This window comes from Streptomyces musisoli, from assembly GCF_016741855.1.
Classification (GTDB): domain Bacteria; phylum Actinomycetota; class Actinomycetes; order Streptomycetales; family Streptomycetaceae; genus Streptomyces; species Streptomyces musisoli.
In genome coordinates this window covers 297,485-313,750 of sequence record NZ_JAERRH010000007.1, presented here as the reverse complement: position 1 = coordinate 313,750, position 16,266 = coordinate 297,485, and the positions used below count along the sequence as shown (strand labels likewise).

Sequence of the window (16,266 nt, the reverse complement as noted above, 5' to 3'; positions counted from 1 at the left end):
CGGTCAGGAGAGCTGGAGGAGGCCGCGGAGCAGGTCCCGGCTCTCGTCCGGGCCGGGGCTGTCCTGCTGAAGTTCCTTGAGCGCCTGCTCGTACTGGGCGACGTCCTCGCGCTTGTCCAGGTAGAGGGCGCTGGTCAGCTGCTCCAGGTAGACCACGTCGGACAGGTCGGACTCGGGGAAGCTGAGGATGGTGAAGGCGCCGCTCTCGCCGGAGTGCCCACCGAAGCCGAACGGCATGACCTGGAGCCGTACGTTGGGCCGCTCGGAGATGTCGATCAGGTGCTGGAGCTGGCCGCGCATCACCTCGCGGTCCCCGTAGGGGCGGCGCAGCGCGGCCTCGTCCAGGACGATGTGGAACTCGGGGGCGTTGTCGGAGAGGAGGTACTTCTGCCGCTCCAGGCGCAGGGCGACCCGGCGTTCGACGTCGGCGACGCTCGCGCCCTGCATGCCGCGCCGGACCACCGCGCGGGCGTACTCCTCGGTCTGGAGCAGGCCGTGCACGAACTGCACCTCGTAGGCGCGGATCAGCGACGCGGCGCCCTCCAGGCCCACGTAGGTGGGGAACCAGCTGGGCAGGACGTCGGTGTAGCTGTGCCACCAGCCCGCGACGTTGGCCTCCCGGGCGAGGGAGAGCAGCGACTCGCGCTCCGCCTCGTCGGTGATGCCGTACAGCGTCAGCAGGTCTTCCACGTCTCTGGTCTTGAAGCTCACCCGGCCCAGCTCCATCCGGCTGATCTTCGACTCGGAGGCGCGGATCGAGTAGCCCGCCGCCTCGCGCGTGATGCCCCGCGCTTCCCGCAGTCGCCTGAGTTGCGAGCCGAGCAGCATCCGCCGCACCACCGATCCGGGCTCTCCCGCGCTCACGTTCGCCAGCCTCCCCAACCGTCTTCAGGGGCCGAAGTCTGCCACTAAAACACTTCGAGCAGTACTCGTCCGGTTACGGAAACGGAAAGACCTCGGCCGTTTCTGCGGGGTCCGGACCGGGAAGAGGTCCGGACCTCTGGCGGGAACGGCCGTGAAGATGGCAGAAAAAATGGCCAAGAAGCGGTACGGGCAGTGCCATTTCGGTCTCGTGCACGTGCATCTGCCCTTGCATCTGCTCTACGCATCCGAAACCATGGGAGCCGCGCCACCGCTGCATCGCAACGACCGCGAATTCCCGGGAGTGCCTCGCATGGGGACGAATGGATCGACCATGCTCAAGCCGTTACGGCAGGGCCTTCCGCCGCTGGATCCCGCGGCCGTGTCCGACGCCGCCTCCTGTGCGCTCCCCGCTCGTTACGAAGCCGTGCGCGAGGCCCGGCGCTTCACCCGGGACACCCTGGACAAGTGGGACGTCGGAGACCGCTTCGACGACATATGCCTCGTCGTCTCCGAACTCGTCACCAACGCCCTGCGCCACGCCGTGCCGGCCGACCCGTGCCGCGCCGACGAGCACCACCCGTCGGTGCGGCTGCACCTGATGCGCTGGACCGAACGGCTGGTGTGCGCGGTGCGCGACCCGAGCCACGAGACCCCGGTCCCGCGGGACTCCGACGATTTCTCCGCCGAGTCGGGCCGCGGTCTGTTCCTGGTCGACTCCTTCGCCGACAGCTGGGGCTGGCACCCGCTGGCGGGGGCGCTCGAGGGCAAGGTGGTCTGGGCCCTGTTCAGGCTCAAGACGGCCGGCTGAGAGGGCACCGCACCGACGGGCGCGCGCGGTGTCTACGCGCGTACACCCGTCGCGGACCCGAGCCCTCCGCCGGAGCGCCCGCCCGACATCGTTGCCACCGTCCGGCGGCCGGCGCCGGCGGTCAGCTCACGATCAGGTGGTCGAACTCGCCGTCCTTCACGCCGAGGAGCATGGCCTCTATCTCCGCCCTCGTGTACACGAGCGCCGGGCCGTCCGGGAAGCGCGAGTTGCGTACGGCGACATCGCCGCCCGGCAGCCGCGCGAACTCCACGCAGGAACCCTGCGAGTTGCTGTGCCTGCTCTTCTGCCAGGCCACTCCGTCCAGCTGCGTGGCAGCCATGCCGTTGTACACGTCGTACCCCCCGTACACGCTGTCAACGTCGCGGTCCACAGGTCGCTCCCCGCTGGTGCACTGGCTGGTGAGGCCATAGATGCTGTAGTCAACTGACCCGGATCATAGCTCTCTTCACGTGCAGGTGCATGAGCAAATGCACGTGCACGAGGGGTGGCCCTGCGGTTACAGCTTTGACGTGCCCTTTACCCGAGCCGCTCCAGCGCCTGCCCCAGAGCAGGCAGGACATGCCCCCGCCAACCCCCGCCCATGATCGTGCGCGCCATCATCTGAGCCGGGTCGTCCGGATCGAATCCCTCGTGCACTAGGAAGAGACGCGTACCGCGCCCTTCATGTTCCAGGGTCCAGGTGATGGTCCAGTCCGCGGGATTGGCGGGATCGGCGTCCGTCCAGCGGAGGGACAGCATCCGCTCGGCGTCGTAGGCGAGCACCCGTACCTCTACGACGCCGGAGAAGCGGGAGTTGGGACGGGGAACGGAGGTCATCCGGTACCGGTGGCCGACCCGCAGCCGGAAGTCCTCCGCGCCGGGCATCTGCCAGCGCACGAGCAGTTCGGGGTCGGTCAGGGCGCGCCAGACCTTGGCGGGCGGATGCGGGAAGAACTGGTCGACGCGGATCGTGGTGAGGTCGTCCGCGTCATCGTCGGGTGCCGGTCTCATGGCTGGTCATCGTCGGGCATCCGGTCGAGCAGATCGCCGAGGCCCTTCAGCCGGTCGCGCCAGAACCGCTCGTACGGATGGAGCCAGTCCTGGACGTCGGCGAGGGGGGCCGCTTCGAGGCGGTAGATCCGCTGCCGTCCGGAGCGCTCCTCGGAGACGAGGCCGGCCTCCCGGAGCACCCTGAGATGTTCCGAGAGGCTCGGGCGACGCATGTCGAAGTGGTCGGCCAGGGCCTGCACGGCCTGTGGCCCGCGTTCGCGCAGCAGCCGCAGCACCTCGCGGCGGGTGGCGTTGGCGAGCGCGGCGAAGACGCGGTCCTCGGCGGCGGTACCCGTCCCGTTCATGGAGCGGTCAGAAGCCTTCCTTCTCCGTCAGCAGCATCAGACCGTTGCCGTCGGGGTCCGTGAAGGAGGCCATCCGCCCCCAGGGCAGTTCGTCCGGTCCCTGCACCTGGATGCCGGCCGCGGTGAGCCGGGCACAGTCCGCGTCGACGTCGGTCGTGACCAACATGATCCCCCGGGCGGAACCGGGCTCGAAACCGCCCATCCCCGGACCGGAGAGGGTGAAGACCGTCTGCGCGCCCTCGGGAGCGACCTGGAGCCAGCGGCCCGGCGGCATCTCCCGGTCGGCGGTGACCTGGAAACCGAGGACGCCGGTGTAGAAGCGCAGGGCGCGGTCCTGGTCGGAGACGGGAAGCGTGACGAACGAGGCGTGCGTGATGGTCATGCCGGAATAATAGGTAGGCGTTTTCCTACGCGTCAAGCGTAGGAAAACGCCTACCTATAGCTCTTCAGCTGCTGGAGTACGCGGCAACGCAGCCGTGTCCCGGACGTTCTCGTCGGCCCGCGCCGACGACTGCCGCACCGGCGCGGGCCCCGCGCTCTTCCCGCACGGTTCGTTCGGCACTCGTCCGGCGGGCCTTCCGGCGCTTGCCCGGCAGATCTTCCAGCGCTTGCCCCGCGGCCCTCTCGGTGCTCTCCCGGCGCGTGGCGGGTGGTTCTCCCGGCACTCTTTCCGGTGGTCCTGCCGGTGACTGCTGGTAACTTGCGCTGCGGGTCGTCCGGCTCGGGCGGCCGACCGCTACCGCTTGGGGGCTTCCGGTGACGTGTGCGACTGCGAGAATACGGAGCGCGGCCCTGGCCGCGGGACTGGTGGGGGTGTTGGCGCTGACGGCGTGCAGCGGCGGCTCCGGTGACGAGGACGGTTCCCCGTCCGCTCCGAGCACGTCCACGGCCCCGTCCGCCGGCACGTCCTCCCCGGCCGTGACCGGCGCGTCCGCCGACATCCAGGGCAGCTGGATCACCACCGCCGGCGGCAGGATCGTGGCCCTGGTGATCAACGGGAAGCAGGCCGGCAGCTTCGAGACCGGCGGGGCCATGTGCAACGGGACCGCGGGAGCCGAGAACGGCATGCAGATGATCCGTCTGACCTGCGCCGACGGCAGCAAGACCCGGACCACCGGCACGGTCGACTCGGTCGACGGCACGACGCTGAAGGTGACCTGGTCGGGCAAGACCGGTCAGGAGACGTACACCAAGGCGGAGGGCGGGAAGCTGCCGTCGGGCCTGCCGACGGCGCTGCCGCGGTGAGTTCGGGGCGGACGCGGGGGTAGCGGGGCGCGTGGCCGTCCGGAGGGGCGCGCGAGCGGGGTCCGGGCGCACGCGCCATGATGCAAGGGCACCGTCACCACCAGGACAGGGACTGCCCATGCGCGTCATTCCGCTCACCGTCACCGCCCTCGCCGCCGCCCTGCTGCTGACCGCCTGCGACGACGGTGGCGGAAAGAACGGGGACAGCGCCGGCTCGGCCTGCGAGATCGGCGGGGTCTCCGTGGAGATCGGATCGGCGAGCGTGGCCCCGGCCGCCGGGGACAGCGGAGAGATCCCGGTCAGCATCACCAACCAGAGCGCCTCCTGCACCCTGGACCACTTCCCGGGTGTCTCGCTGAGCGCCGGCGGCGCCGAGAAGACGGTGCCCGTGCTCAAGGGGGCGAAGGCCCAGACGCTGAAGCTCGCCAAGGGCGACTCCGCGAGCTTCTCCATCAGCTACGTGCGCGGCAAGGACGGCGACGAGAACGCGGTGGCGGCGAAGACCGTGAGGATCACCCTGCCCGGCTCGGACACCAGCCGGAGCTTCCCGTGGAGGTACGGCCCGGTCGCAGCCAAGGCCGACGGGAGCGGACCGGACGCCTCCGTCAGCGCCTTCCAGCAGGTCGGCGACTGACCCTCACTCGAGCCGCGGGCGCGCCCTGACCTGGGCCCGGTCCGCCGCGCGTGCGCCCTCGGTCCAGCCCGCCGCGTCACTGACGCCGCGCAGCCGGGTCGTGGTGGTCTCGGGGAACATGCGCTCCAGCCGGCCGGTGACGGCTGTCGCGCGGGTGGCCAGCACCGGCAGCAGGTCCTGGGTCACCTGGGTCTCGGCGGCCGCCGCGAGCCGGTCGCCGACGCGGTGGGCGTAGGCCGCGAGGAACGACTGCCGGAAAGTCTTGGTCCGCTTGCGCCCGCCGGCCCGCTGGGCGGCCTCCGCCCTGGTCATCGCGTGCGTGGCCTGCACCAGCAGCGAGGTGTAGAGCAGCTCGACCGCTTCCAGGTCCGTCTCGAAGCCGACGACCGTGGAGAAGCCGAGCGGTTCGTTCCACACCGCCCGGCAGTGGTTCGCCGTGGCCACCGCGTCCAGGAGGACGGCCTTGGCCTGTTCGTACGGCGGCTCGACCCCGATGCGGCAGGCGCCGGGCGCGTCCGGCGCGGGTGCCTCGGCGGCGAGCAGCGCCTCGTCGACGCTGTGCCGGGCCATCAGCTCCTGGGCCTTGGCGCTGAGCGCCTCCGCCTCCTCCGGATAGCCGGTCGCCTCGGCCTTGGCGAGGAGCGCGCGGATACGGGTGAGCATGCGGGAGGCGGCCGGGCCGGATGCGCGGCGGGGCTCCTCCAGGGGCTCCAGCGCGGGCAGGCTGAGCAGCAGGCGGTACAGCTCCAGGACGGCCGTGGCGTGCGAGAAGCGGTCGGCGGTGCGCTCGGGGGCGACGGGCAGCGCCGCCAGCTGATCGGCCCAGCGGCGCCCGCGCGGGCGGTCCTGCCCGGACTGCGCCCGGATCAGCGCGGCGGCCAGCCGGACGTGCGTGTCCTCCAGCTCGCGCCGCACCAGCCGTACGACGTCGGCGGGCTGCCAGCCGCGCCGCCAGGCCGTCGCCACGAGGTCCTCGCCGCGCCGTGCGAGTTCGGCGTCGGCGGCGGAGTCGGCGGCGAGCAGGGAGGCACCCGTGTCGAGGCCGGTGTCGGTGTCGTCGTAGATGGCCGCCCGGAAGGCCCGCTCGACGGTGCTGGCGGTACTGGTCACACCGCCGATCGTGCCACGCACCACCGACAGCGGGCGCCGCCCGTCCACAACCTGTGGACAGCGGGCCGGGCACGGAGGCCCGCGGCCCTCCGCGAGTAGCGGAGCCGGCCGGACAGGCTCGCGGTCCGGCTGGCGGCCACGCCCGAGCAGGCCGGAGGAGACACCCCAGGACAGCGTCAACCATCGGTTGACACCCCTGGGGTGGCAACCTACGGTTGACACTATGGCGAGCAACCAGAACATCACGGCATCCGTGCGCCTCGACGACCTCATCGAGGCCATCAAGAAGGTCCACCCCGAACCCCTCGACCAGCTCCAGGACGCGGTGATCGCCGCCGACCACCTCGGTGACGTCGCCGACCACCTGATCGGGCACTTCGTCGACCAGGCCCGTCGCTCGGGCGCGTCCTGGACCGACATCGGCCGGAGCATGGGCGTGACCCGGCAGGCGGCGCAGAAGCGGTTCGTGCCCAAGGAGTCCGCCGACCTCGACCCCGGCCAGGGCTTCAGCCGCTACACCCCGCGCGCGCGGAACGTGGTCATGGCCGCGCACAACGAGGCGGTGGCCGCCCGCAACACCGAGGGCCGCCCCGAGCACCTGGTCCTCGGCCTGCTGGCCGAGCCCGAGGGACTGGCCGCGAAGGCGATCACCACGCAGGGCGTCCTCCTGGACGCCGTGCGCCAGGCCGCGACCGCCGCCCTGCCGCCCGCCGCGGACGAGGTCCCCGAACTCGTCCCCTACGGCCCCGAGGCCAAGAAGGTCCTGGAACTCACCTTCCGCGAGGCCCTCCGGCTCGGTCACAACTACATCGGCACGGAACACCTGCTGCTGGCCCTGCTGGAGCACGAGCACGGCCAGGGCGTCCTCAACGGCCTCGGCATCACCAAGGAGTCCACCGAGCAGCAGCTGACCGCAATGCTCGCGCTGCTGCTGGAAGGGAAGCCGGGCACCGGCGGCGCGCAGGAGTAGAGCCGCAGGTCGGGCCCATTGTCAGACCCCCCTGCCACACTCGCACCCATGACCGACCGGTGGGCGCTCGCACCGGCCGAGGACGGAGGCGCGGACGTCGCCCCCCTCGGCCCGGACGGGCTGCCCGCCGGGCCGGTGCGGCGGGAGAGCGATCTCGCCGGGGCGGTGCGGAGCCGCCCGGAGGTGACGCGCTGGGTGTGGCGGTCGACCGCCGAGGTCTATCCGCGTCTGCTCGCCACGGGGGTGCGAGTGGAGCGGTGCTACGACATCGAGGACGCCGAGACACTCCTGCTGGGCCACGAGGGCCGGTACGGCGAGCCGCGCTCGGCCGCCGCCGCCCTGGCCCGCCTCCGGGGCGGCCCCGTCCCGCCCGACCCGCCGCAGCGCGCGGCCGAACCCGGCGCCCAGTCCCCGCTGTTCGAGCCCGCGGGCGCCCGGCTGCCCCTGCCGGACCTGCTCGCGGTCCACGCCGACCAGCTGCGGCGGCACGAGAAGACCGCCCACCCCGACCGGATGCGGCTGCTCACCGCCGCCGAGTCGGCCGGAATGCTGGTGGCCGCCGAGATGAACCAGGCGGGTCTGCCCTGGAGCGCCGAGGTCCACCGCGAGCTGCTGCACACCCTGCTCGGCGAGCGGTACGCGGGCGGCGGCGAGCCGCGCCGCCTAGCCGAGCTGGCCGACCAGGTGTCCGCCGCCTTCGGCCGCCGGGTGCGCCCCGACCTGCCCGCCGACGTGGTCAAGGCCTTCGCGCAGGCCGGGATCAAGGTGAAGTCCACCCGCCGCTGGGAGATCCGGTCCGTCGACCACCCGGCCGTCGAACCCCTGCTGGAGTACAAGAAGCTGTACCGCATCTGGGTGGCGCACGGCTGGTCCTGGCTGCAGGACTGGGTGCGCGACGGCCGCTTCCGCCCCGAGTTCCTCGCCGGCGGCACGGTCACCGGTCGCTGGGTGACGAACGGCGGGGGCGGCCTCCAGATCCCCAAGGTGATCCGCCGGGCCGTGGTCGCCGACCCCGGCTGGCGGCTGGTGGTGGCCGACGCCGACCAGATGGAGCCGCGCGTGCTGGCCGCCATCTCCCGCGACCCCGGCCTGATGGAGGTGGCCGGCCGCGAGAGCGACCTGTACCAGTCCGTCTCCGACCGCGCCTTCTCCGGCGACCGGGACCAGGCCAAGATCGCGGTGCTCGGCGCGGTCTACGGCCAGACCTCCGGCGACGGCCTGAAGAACCTCGCCGCGCTCCGCCGCCGCTTCCCGAAGGCCGTCGCCTACGTCGACGAGGCGGCCCGCGCGGGCGAGGAGGGCCGGCTGGTGCGCACGTGGCTGGGCCGCACCTGCCCGCCGGCCGCCGGGGCGGGCGAGGACGCGGCGGAGGAGGCGGGCATCCCGGTCGGCGAGCCGGAGCCGGACGGCCAGGCCGCCTGGGCCCCCGGGTACGCCTCCACCAACTCCCGCGCGCGAGGCCGCTTCGCGCGGAACTTCGTCGTCCAGGGCAGTGCCGCCGACTGGGCCCTGCTGCTGCTCGCCGCGCTGCGCCGGGCCTGCGCGGACCTGCGGGCCGAGCTGGTCTTCTTCCAGCACGACGAGGTGATCGTGCACTGCCCCGCCGAGGAGGCCGACGCCGTCGTCCGGGCCATCGACGAGGCCGCCGCCCTCGCCGGCCGGCTGACCTTCGGCGAAACCCCGGTGCGGTTCCCGTTCACGACGGCGGTGGTGGAGTGCTACGCGGACGCCAAGTGAGCTGTTCAGCACGCCCGGGTCAGTCCTCGAGAAGCTCCCGCAGCTCCGCCAGCACCGCCTGCTCGTCCGTGCCGTCCAGCGCCGCCCGTGCCGCGCGCCAGGCGTCGTACGCCTCCGCCCGCCGCCCCTGCTCCCGCAGCAGGAACCCTTGCTGGTGCAGGGCCTTTCCGCCCATGTAGCGGTCGGCGCGGGCGTCGGCGCGGCGCAGCAGCTCCACGCACTCGCCGGCCGCCCGCCCGGTCTCCCCCAGCTGCCGCAGCGCGCGGACCAGGCCGAGCCGGGTCTGGGCCTCCCCGTGCCAGTCGCCGTGGCCGCCGAGGATGCGCAGGCTCTCCTCGAAATGCCGGGCGGCCGCCTCCGGTTCGCCGAGGGTGAGATGGGCGTAGCCGATGTTGCAGTGGGCCGAGTGCCGCACGATGACCGCACCGATCCGGTCCCCGATCGCCAGCGAGCGCCGGTGCTGCTCGATGGCGGCGCGCGGGTCGGTGTGCTCGTAGAGGTTGCCGAGGTGGCTGCGGGTGACGGCCTCGCCGTAGGGATCCTTCAGCAACCGCGAGTAGGCGAGGCTCTGCCGCAGCGCCTCCCCCGACTCCTCGAACCGCCCGAGCCCCTCCAGCAGCAGCCCGCGGTTGTTCAGACAGCGCCGGATCCTGGAGGCCGTGCCCAGCCGTACCCAGATCTCCAGGGCCTCGTCCGTGAGGGCGAGGGCGTCGTTCTGCCGGCCCGTCAGGAAGTACAGTCCGGCGAGGTCACCCAGCGCGTACGCCTCGGCCGCCGCGTCCCCGAGCCGGCGCGCCGCCCCGAGCGCGGCCTGCCCCAGCACCTCCATCTCGGCGACCCGGCCGCCGCGCTGCACATAGGGGAAGAGCAGCCGTGCGAGCAGCGACAGGTGGGCTGCCGCGCGCGGGTCGTCGGTGTCCGCGTTCCGCTCCACCAGGGCGACGACGTTCTCCAGCTCGACCTCGCCCCAGGCGAAGGCCTGCTCGGCCGACTCGAAGGACGCCAGGGCGGCCACGTCCGCCGCGTGCCCGGCCGGCTGCGCGGCGGTCGGCCGCCGCCGGTCGTCCTGGTCGATCCCCGGCTCCACCACCGCCGTGAGCATGCGCGCGGCGACGGCGGCGTACCAGCGCAGGGCGACGAGGTCGGAGGGGGTGGGCGTGCCGGCGGGCACGACGGAGCCGTGCGCCCCCGTGGTGCCGGAGACCTCGGCGGTCACGGATGTCCCCGGGTTGCCGGAAGCCTCGGCGGCAGTGGATGTCCCGGTGGTGCCGGAAGGCCCGTCGGCGGCCGTGGATGCGGCACAGGCCCTCGGGGCGGCGTCCGCCAGTTCCCGGGCGAAGTCGCGGACCAGGTCGTGGGGTGCGTAGCGGCCGAACGCCGTCTCCTCCAGCAGGGCGACGTCGACCAGGCGGTCCAGGGCGGCCTCGGCCCGCCGCTCGTCGGTGCCGGTGAGGCGGGCGATCAGCGGGGCACCGTACGTCGGCAGGTCGAGCGCGCCGATGCGGCACAGCGCGAGGGCTGCATCCCGGTCGGCCTCGCGCTCGGCGGCGGCGAGCGCGTCGTGGGCGACGGCGAGGGAGCGGCGGACGCTCAGGTCGTCGTACTCCAGGTGGTGCAGCCGTCCCCCGGTGGCGGCCAGTTGGCCGGCCAGGACGTCCGGAGTGAGCGCGCGGCGGGCGGCGAGCCGGGCGGCGACCACCCGCAGGGCCAGCGGGAGCCGGCCGGTCAGCTCGACCAGCGCGTGACCGGCGTCCAGTCCCGCGCGTCCGCTCACGGCACGGAGCAGGGCCGCGCTGTCCTCGCCGGTCAGCGGGGAGAGCGGGAAGCGGCGGGCACCGTCGAGCGCGGTGAGGGGCGAGCGGCTGGTGACGATCACCGCGCAGCCGGGCCCGGCCGGCAGCAGGGGCCGTACCTGGGCCGCGTTCGCCGCGTCGTCCAGCACCAGCAGGATGCGGGCGGGCGCGAGCAGCGAGCGGAGCAACGCGGAGGCAGCGTCCGGGTGTTCCGGGATGCTGCGGGAGTCGACGCCGAGGTCGCGCAGCAGCGCGGCGAGCGCCTGTGTGACGGTGAGCGGGGTCACGCCGGGGGTGGCGCCGTGCAGGTTGACGTAGAGCTGGCCGTCGATGAAGCGTTCCCGCAGGTCATGGGCGACATGCAGGGCCAGGGCGCTCTTGCCGACGCCGGCCATGCCGCTGATCACCGCGACGGCGGGGGCCGGGGCGGGCGGCTCGGTCAGCGCCCGGGCCAGCTCGCCGCACACGTCGGCCCGGCCGGTGAAATGGGCAGGCGGGGCCGGCAACTGGGCGGGGCGCGGGGCCGGCCGCGGGGCCGCGGCGGCACCGTCCTGCGGGGAGTCGGACAGCGCGGGGGACGCCGGGGCCGCGGAATCCGCGGAGGCCGTCGGAGCCGTAGCGGACGCGGACCCTTCGGAGGCCACCGGGGACGAGGCATCCCCGACGGCGCCGGCGGGCGACCCGCCCTCCCGCAGCGGCCGACCGTTCCGGCCCGCCGGCCACGGAACACCGTGCGTCTCGCCCCGCCGCTGTCCCCCGCCGCTCCCCCGCAGCACCTCGACGTGCGCCGCGCGGACCGCCGCGCCGGGTTCGATGCCGAGTTCCTCCACCAGGCGGGCACGCAGGTCACGGTGGACGGCGAGGGCCTCGGCCCGGCGGCCGGTGCGGTGCAGGGCGAGCATCAGCTGACGGTGGTACGCCTCGCGCAGCGGATACTCGGCGATCAGGGCCGACAGCTCGGGGACCAGGGCGGCCAGGCGGGCGCCGCCGAGGGCGAGTTCGGCGTCGTAACGCCACTCCAGCAGAAACAGCCGGGCCTGCTCCAGGCGCTGCACGAGGGCGTAGCCGCCGATGTCGGCGGGGAGCCCGCTGAGCGGGGTGCCGCGCCACAGCGCCAGCGCGGCGGCGCACGACCGCACCACGCCCGCCCAGTCCCGCCGGGCGTGCGCGGCCCGCGCGTCGGCGACCCGGGCGTCGAAGACGTGCACGTCCAGCTCACCGTGGTCGACCCGCAGCACGTAGCCCGGTGGTACGGCCCTCAGGCGCTCGGGGTCGTCCAGGAGCCGGCGCAGCCGGGTGACGTGGTTGTGCAGGGAGGCCTGCGCGGAGACGGGCGGCGCGCCGCCCCACAGCGCGTCCTTCAGCGACTCGACGGACACGACCCGGCCGGACTCCAGCAGCAGCGCGGCGAGCAGGGCGCGGACCTTGGGACTGCCGATGGCGCGGACGCAGTTGTCGGCGCCGTCGTCGCCGGCCCACTCGGCGGAGCGGCCGGGAGAGCGGGCACCGGACGTCCCCGGCGGGACGGCGCCGGAACCGTCGTGCGCGGTAACGCCCGGGGCCGCCGGGGAGTGCGCGCCGGCGCCTCCCGGGGAGGGGGAACCGGGAGAGGTGCCACCGTGGGCGCCACGCGCGGTGCCGCCGAGGGAACCTGAAACCGTGTCACCGGAGGAACCGGGCGCCTTGTCACCGAAGAGCCCGGGGGCCGGGTCGCCGGAGACGCCGGGTGCCGGGTCGCTGGAGACCCCGGGTGCCGGGTCACCGGACGGTCCGGGTGCCGGGTCGCCGAAGGGCCCTGCAGCCGTGTCACCGAGAACACCGGCCGCCGGGTCGCCGGAGGGCCCGACGGCCATGTCGCCAAAGGTCCCGGATGCCGGGTCGCCTGCGGTCCTGGACGGGGTTTCGTACGAGAGTCCGTACGGCGGCCGGTCGTAGAGGACCGGCGGTCCCAGCAGTCCGAAGCGCAGCTCGCACCGCCGCATCACGCCGCTCCACAGCCTTCCCACGCGATCAGCGCCGACCGCGCTCCGTGGCGGGCGTGTGCCCGCCGCCGCCTGGCGGAATCCCGCCCTGTACACAACGGTTTCCCGCCACCTTCCGCCTGCCGGTCCGGCACCGGAATCCGCTACTCCGATGGGCTGTTGTCGTCCCTGCTGAACGATTTCCAGCCATCGGGCTCACGCCCCACCGACGAACCGTTGGCCACATGTTAGCGATCCGTTGGCGAATCCTGATGTGATCATTCCATCGGATCCGGCCCGACGGCGCGCGCGTATGTCGCGTAACTCGGGGGAGTGTCGCCGCAGGCCAGATCCGGGGACGACAAGGGCCCCGGCCGGCGGAGGTGAACGACCGGGGCCCCGTCCCGTTTTTTCGCGTCCCGGCGCCGGTCCCCGACCCTGGTCGCGCCCGGCCTCGCATCCTGGCGCCGGCCTCGCATCCCGCTCAGATCACCGGCGGACGTCCCAGCCGGGTGAGCCGCCACACCGTCCGCCAGCGCATCGGCCGCCGCTCGCCGGCCGGCTCCCGCAACCCCTCGGCGAAGCCGCCGAACCACGCCTTGAGCCCGGCCACGGAACGGGTGCGGAGGAGGGTGAGGAGCGTCCACACACCGAGGTGCACCGGGACCAGCGGCAGCGGCAGCCGGCGCCGGACCAGCCAGACGCGGTTGCGGGCGTTGACCCGGTAGTAGATGGCGTGCCGGGCCGGCGAGGTCCAGGGGTGCTGGAGGAGCAGCTCGGGGGCGTACAGGATCTTCCAGCCGGCGTCGAGGGCCCGCCAGGCGAGGTCGGTCTCCTCGTGCGCGAAGAAGAACTCGGCGGGCCAGTCCCCGGTCTCGGCCAGCATCGCCGTCCGCAGGGCGTGTCCGCCGCCGAGGAATCCGGTGACGTAACCGCCGCGCATCGGGTCGGACTTGCCCACCCGGGGCACGTGCCGCTGCTGGGTCCGGCCGTGCTCGTCGGCGATGCGGAAGCCGACGATGCCGAGGCGGGGATCGGCGGCGTACAGGTCGCGCACCCGGCGCAGCACGTCGGGGTCGACGAGCAGCCCGTCGTCGTCCAGTTCCACGACGACGTCGACGTCACCGAATGCCCGCAGCCGGGCCAGGGCGACGTTCCGGCCACCGGGGCAGCCGAGGTTCTCCTCGACGTCGATGGTGGTGACCTCACCGGGCAGGGAGAGCCGGCGGGCGAACTCGGGCAGTCGGCAGCCGTTGCCGACGATCACGATGCGGGCGGGGGCGAGATCCTGCTTGGCCACGGACTCCAGCAGGGCGTCGACCTCGGCGGGCCGGTTGCCCATCGTCACCACGGCGACGGCGATCCTCGGCTCCACCATGTCCCTCTTCCCATCCGGCCGACGGCGGCAGCGCCGCCCGATCGCGCGCTGCCCGCCGTTCACCAAGATGTTGCCTCAGGGCCGTGGGTTCACCTGACGCGGATTCACTTTGCCGCGTCTTTGATCCGGTTTTATGACCACGTTTCCCGGTCCCCCTCCCCCCGAGCTTGTTGAAGGCGCAACCGGCATGGCGGCCAAGATGCGACGGATTCGCCGCCCCCACACGATGGGAGAGGGGCCGACCTGCCCGGACCGCTGGAGAAGACGGTGAACGCTGAACAACTCCCGCCGCCGTGGCTCTTTCCCCCGGCCCAGGCCGCCCACGTGCCGAGAACCATGGGAGCCGACCCGTTCCTCCGGCTGGTCGACGGCGTCCAGTCGGTCTGTGAGTGCGGATTCCTGCGCGGGATCATCGAAGGCACCTCCGCCCCCGTGATCATCCTGGACCGTCATCTGCGCCACCTCTACGTCAATCCGGCCTGGTCCCGGGTCACTGGGGTACCGGCCACCACGTTCCTCGGCCGGACGCTCGCCGAGGTGCTGCCCGACGTGCAGAGACCGGACGACGTGCTGATCGAGGTGCTCGCCGACGGCCGGCCCCGGGAGGTCACCCTGTCCGGGACCACGCGCGTCCCCTCACCCGTGGGGCGACGGCTCTGGCGCGCCGTCTTCCACCGGCTGGAGGTGCAGGGTCAGGTGGTCGGCGTGTGCGGGATCGCCGTCGAGGTCAGCAACCTGCGCCAGTACCTGGACGACCTGGAGAACGCCCACCAGCGGCTCGCCCTCCTGGACGCCGCGACCACCCGGGTCGGCACGACCCTCGACGTGGAGGCCACCTGCGCCGAGCTGGCGCACTTCCTCGCCCCCTCCCTCGCCGACATCGCCGCGGTCGGGATCGTGGAGGAGGAGTTCTTCGGTGTGCCCCCGCCGCCGCCCGGCATGCTGCGCCTGCGCAAGATGGAGCTGACGGTGCCGGCGGAACTGCAACGGCACCTGAGCGAGCTCGGCGGGCCGAAGCCGTACATCGATCTCCCGCGCGGCTCGGCCCCCCGGCGCTGCATCGACAGCGGACGGCCGTGGCTGGGCAACCTGACCTCCGACGAGTTGTTCGAGAAGGTCGTCGCGGATCCCGACCGGCTGAGGATCTACCGGGCGGCCGGGGTCCACTCGGTGCTCATCGTCCCCCTGCCCACGGCCGGCCGCAGCGTCGGCGTCGTCCTCCTCATGCGGATGGGGGCGTCTCCCTCCTTCAGCAACGACGACATCCTGACCGCGCAGGGCGTCGCCGCGCGGGCGGCCGTCTCCATCGACAGCGCCCACCGGTACAGCCATGAGCACACGATGACGCTGGAACTCCAGCGCGCCCTGCTGTCCGAGCCCGACAGCCCGCACCCCACCGTCGAGGTGGCCACCCGCTACCTGCCGTCCGGCCGCAGCGCCCTCGTCGGCGGCGACTGGTACGACTCCATCGCGCTCCCGGACTGCCGCACGCTGCTGGTCATGGGCGACGTGATGGGCCACGGCTTCCAGGCCGCCGTGGCCATGAGCCAGTACCGCTCCGTCCTGCGCACGGTCGCCGCCGCCGGGCTGCCCGTGGACGCCATGCTCTCCGAGGCGGACCGCAGGGCGGCACGCATCGGCCTCGACCGGGTCGCCACCTGCCTGCTGGTCCTGATGGACCCCGAGGCCGGGACCTGCACGGCGGCCACGGCCGGGCACCTGCCGCCCCTCGTCATCCGGCCCAACGGCAGCACCGGCCTGATGCACCTGCCGGCAGGCCCCCCGATCGGCACGGAACTCGGCGAGTACGAGATGACAACGTTCGCATTCGAGCCGGGCTCCGTGCTGCTGCTCTACACGGACGGCCTGGTGGAGCAGCGGGGCGTGGACATCGACGACTCGGTGCGCGCGCTCAGCGAGATGGGCCTGTCGGCCGACGACTCGCTGGATCACCTGCTGGACACCCTGCTGAGCCGGCTGACCCACGGCATGTGCGAGGACGACATCGCCCTCCTCGCGGCCCGCCTCCGCCGCCCCTCCACACCGCGCTCCCGGCATCCGAAGGGACCACCGGGACCGGGCGGGCGGTAGCGGACGGTGGAGGAACGAGCGGCGACACGGCCCGCGGCCGGGACCGTCCCGGCGTCGCCGAGGCGACCGGGCACGCTCCAGCCTTGCCGACACCACGGACGGACGGCCGCGCGGCCCGCGCCCGCATCCGCCGCCGTGTGCCCCGCACGAGAAAACCCCACGCCGGAAGGGACCGACGCGGGGTTTCAGTGGAGCCGCTTTCGGGATTCGAACCCGAGACCTACGCATTACGAGTGCGTTGCTCTGGCCATCTGAGCTAAAGCGGCGCGCTGTCCGCACCATGGTGCGATCAGCAACGTCGGTAAGTCTACACAGTTTCC

14 protein-coding genes and 1 tRNA gene are annotated in these 16,266 nt (G+C 73.2%); 6 read left to right on the top strand and 9 right to left on the bottom strand.

What is annotated here, in order from left to right; genetic code table 11:
- Positions 1-3 precede the first annotated feature (3 nt).
- Complete coding sequence (locus JK361_RS21040; protein ID WP_502961500.1) at positions 4-840, bottom strand: Sco1979 family transcriptional regulator; 837 nt, start codon at positions 838-840, stop codon at positions 4-6.
- Positions 841-1,195: 355 nt separating this feature from the next.
- On the opposite strand from JK361_RS21040, the gene JK361_RS21035 reads away from it, so the two are divergent.
- On the top strand, positions 1,196-1,672 hold the full coding sequence (locus tag JK361_RS21035) for an ATP-binding protein (protein WP_201820615.1): 477 nt from the start codon (positions 1,196-1,198) through the stop codon (positions 1,670-1,672).
- A gap of 121 nt (positions 1,673-1,793) precedes the next feature.
- Here JK361_RS21035 and JK361_RS21030 read toward each other — a convergent pair whose 3' ends face one another.
- The 4 genes from JK361_RS21030 to JK361_RS21015 form a co-directional block, all read right to left on the bottom strand.
- Positions 1,794-2,063: a DUF397 domain-containing protein gene (locus JK361_RS21030; protein ID WP_201820614.1), complete on the bottom strand. Its 270-nt coding sequence runs from the start codon at positions 2,061-2,063 to the stop codon at positions 1,794-1,796.
- 146 nt (positions 2,064-2,209) lie between these two features.
- Positions 2,210-2,683 (bottom strand): SRPBCC family protein, encoded by a 474-nt coding sequence (locus tag JK361_RS21025; RefSeq protein WP_201820612.1) that lies wholly within the window; start codon positions 2,681-2,683, stop codon positions 2,210-2,212.
- Positions 2,680-3,027 carry an ArsR/SmtB family transcription factor gene (locus JK361_RS21020; protein ID WP_201820610.1) on the bottom strand — a complete coding sequence of 116 codons (348 nt, stop codon included), beginning with the start codon at positions 3,025-3,027 and terminating at the stop codon, positions 2,680-2,682. Before JK361_RS21020 ends, JK361_RS21025 begins: the two co-directional genes overlap by 4 nt.
- 7 nt (positions 3,028-3,034) lie before the next feature.
- The gene (locus JK361_RS21015) at positions 3,035-3,409 is read right to left on the bottom strand and encodes a VOC family protein (RefSeq protein ID WP_201820608.1); all 375 of its coding nucleotides are present in this window, start codon (positions 3,407-3,409) and stop codon (positions 3,035-3,037) included.
- Between the two features lie 434 nt (positions 3,410-3,843).
- On the opposite strand from JK361_RS21015, the gene JK361_RS21010 reads away from it, so the two are divergent.
- Both JK361_RS21010 and JK361_RS21005 read left to right on the top strand, forming a co-directional pair.
- Positions 3,844-4,272: a hypothetical protein gene (locus JK361_RS21010; protein ID WP_236053286.1), complete on the top strand. Its 429-nt coding sequence runs from the start codon at positions 3,844-3,846 to the stop codon at positions 4,270-4,272.
- Positions 4,273-4,390: 118 nt separating this feature from the next.
- Positions 4,391-4,906: a DUF4232 domain-containing protein gene (locus JK361_RS21005; protein WP_201820606.1), complete on the top strand. Its 516-nt coding sequence runs from the start codon at positions 4,391-4,393 to the stop codon at positions 4,904-4,906.
- Positions 4,907-4,909: 3 nt separating this feature from the next.
- Here the strand turns inward: JK361_RS21005 and JK361_RS21000 are convergent, their stop codons facing one another.
- Complete coding sequence (locus JK361_RS21000; protein ID WP_201820605.1) at positions 4,910-6,016, bottom strand: DUF2786 domain-containing protein; 1,107 nt, start codon at positions 6,014-6,016, stop codon at positions 4,910-4,912.
- A gap of 223 nt (positions 6,017-6,239) precedes the next feature.
- Between JK361_RS21000 and JK361_RS20995 the strand changes: the two genes are divergently transcribed.
- Entirely contained in the window at positions 6,240-6,986 is a 747-nt protein-coding gene (locus JK361_RS20995) for a Clp protease N-terminal domain-containing protein (protein ID WP_201820604.1), read from the top strand.
- 48 nt (positions 6,987-7,034) lie between these two features.
- The gene (locus JK361_RS20990) at positions 7,035-8,723 is read left to right on the top strand and encodes a bifunctional 3'-5' exonuclease/DNA polymerase (protein ID WP_201820603.1); all 1,689 of its coding nucleotides are present in this window, start codon (positions 7,035-7,037) and stop codon (positions 8,721-8,723) included.
- A gap of 19 nt (positions 8,724-8,742) precedes the next feature.
- Here the strand turns inward: JK361_RS20990 and JK361_RS20985 are convergent, their stop codons facing one another.
- Both JK361_RS20985 and JK361_RS20975 read right to left on the bottom strand, forming a co-directional pair.
- Positions 8,743-12,498 (bottom strand): AfsR/SARP family transcriptional regulator, encoded by a 3,756-nt coding sequence (locus JK361_RS20985; RefSeq protein WP_236053285.1) that lies wholly within the window; start codon positions 12,496-12,498, stop codon positions 8,743-8,745.
- 463 nt (positions 12,499-12,961) lie between these two features.
- Positions 12,962-13,855 carry a glycosyltransferase family 2 protein gene (locus JK361_RS20975; protein ID WP_201820602.1) on the bottom strand — a complete coding sequence of 298 codons (894 nt, stop codon included), beginning with the start codon at positions 13,853-13,855 and terminating at the stop codon, positions 12,962-12,964.
- Positions 13,856-14,122: 267 nt separating this feature from the next.
- Between JK361_RS20975 and JK361_RS20970 the strand changes: the two genes are divergently transcribed.
- Positions 14,123-15,946, top strand: a complete 1,824-nt coding sequence (locus tag JK361_RS20970) for a SpoIIE family protein phosphatase (protein WP_201820601.1) — start codon at positions 14,123-14,125, stop codon at positions 15,944-15,946.
- Between the two features lie 189 nt (positions 15,947-16,135).
- Here JK361_RS20970 and JK361_RS20965 read toward each other — a convergent pair.
- Positions 16,136-16,212, bottom strand: a tRNA-Thr gene (locus JK361_RS20965).
- Between the last annotated feature and the right edge of the window lie 54 nt (positions 16,213-16,266).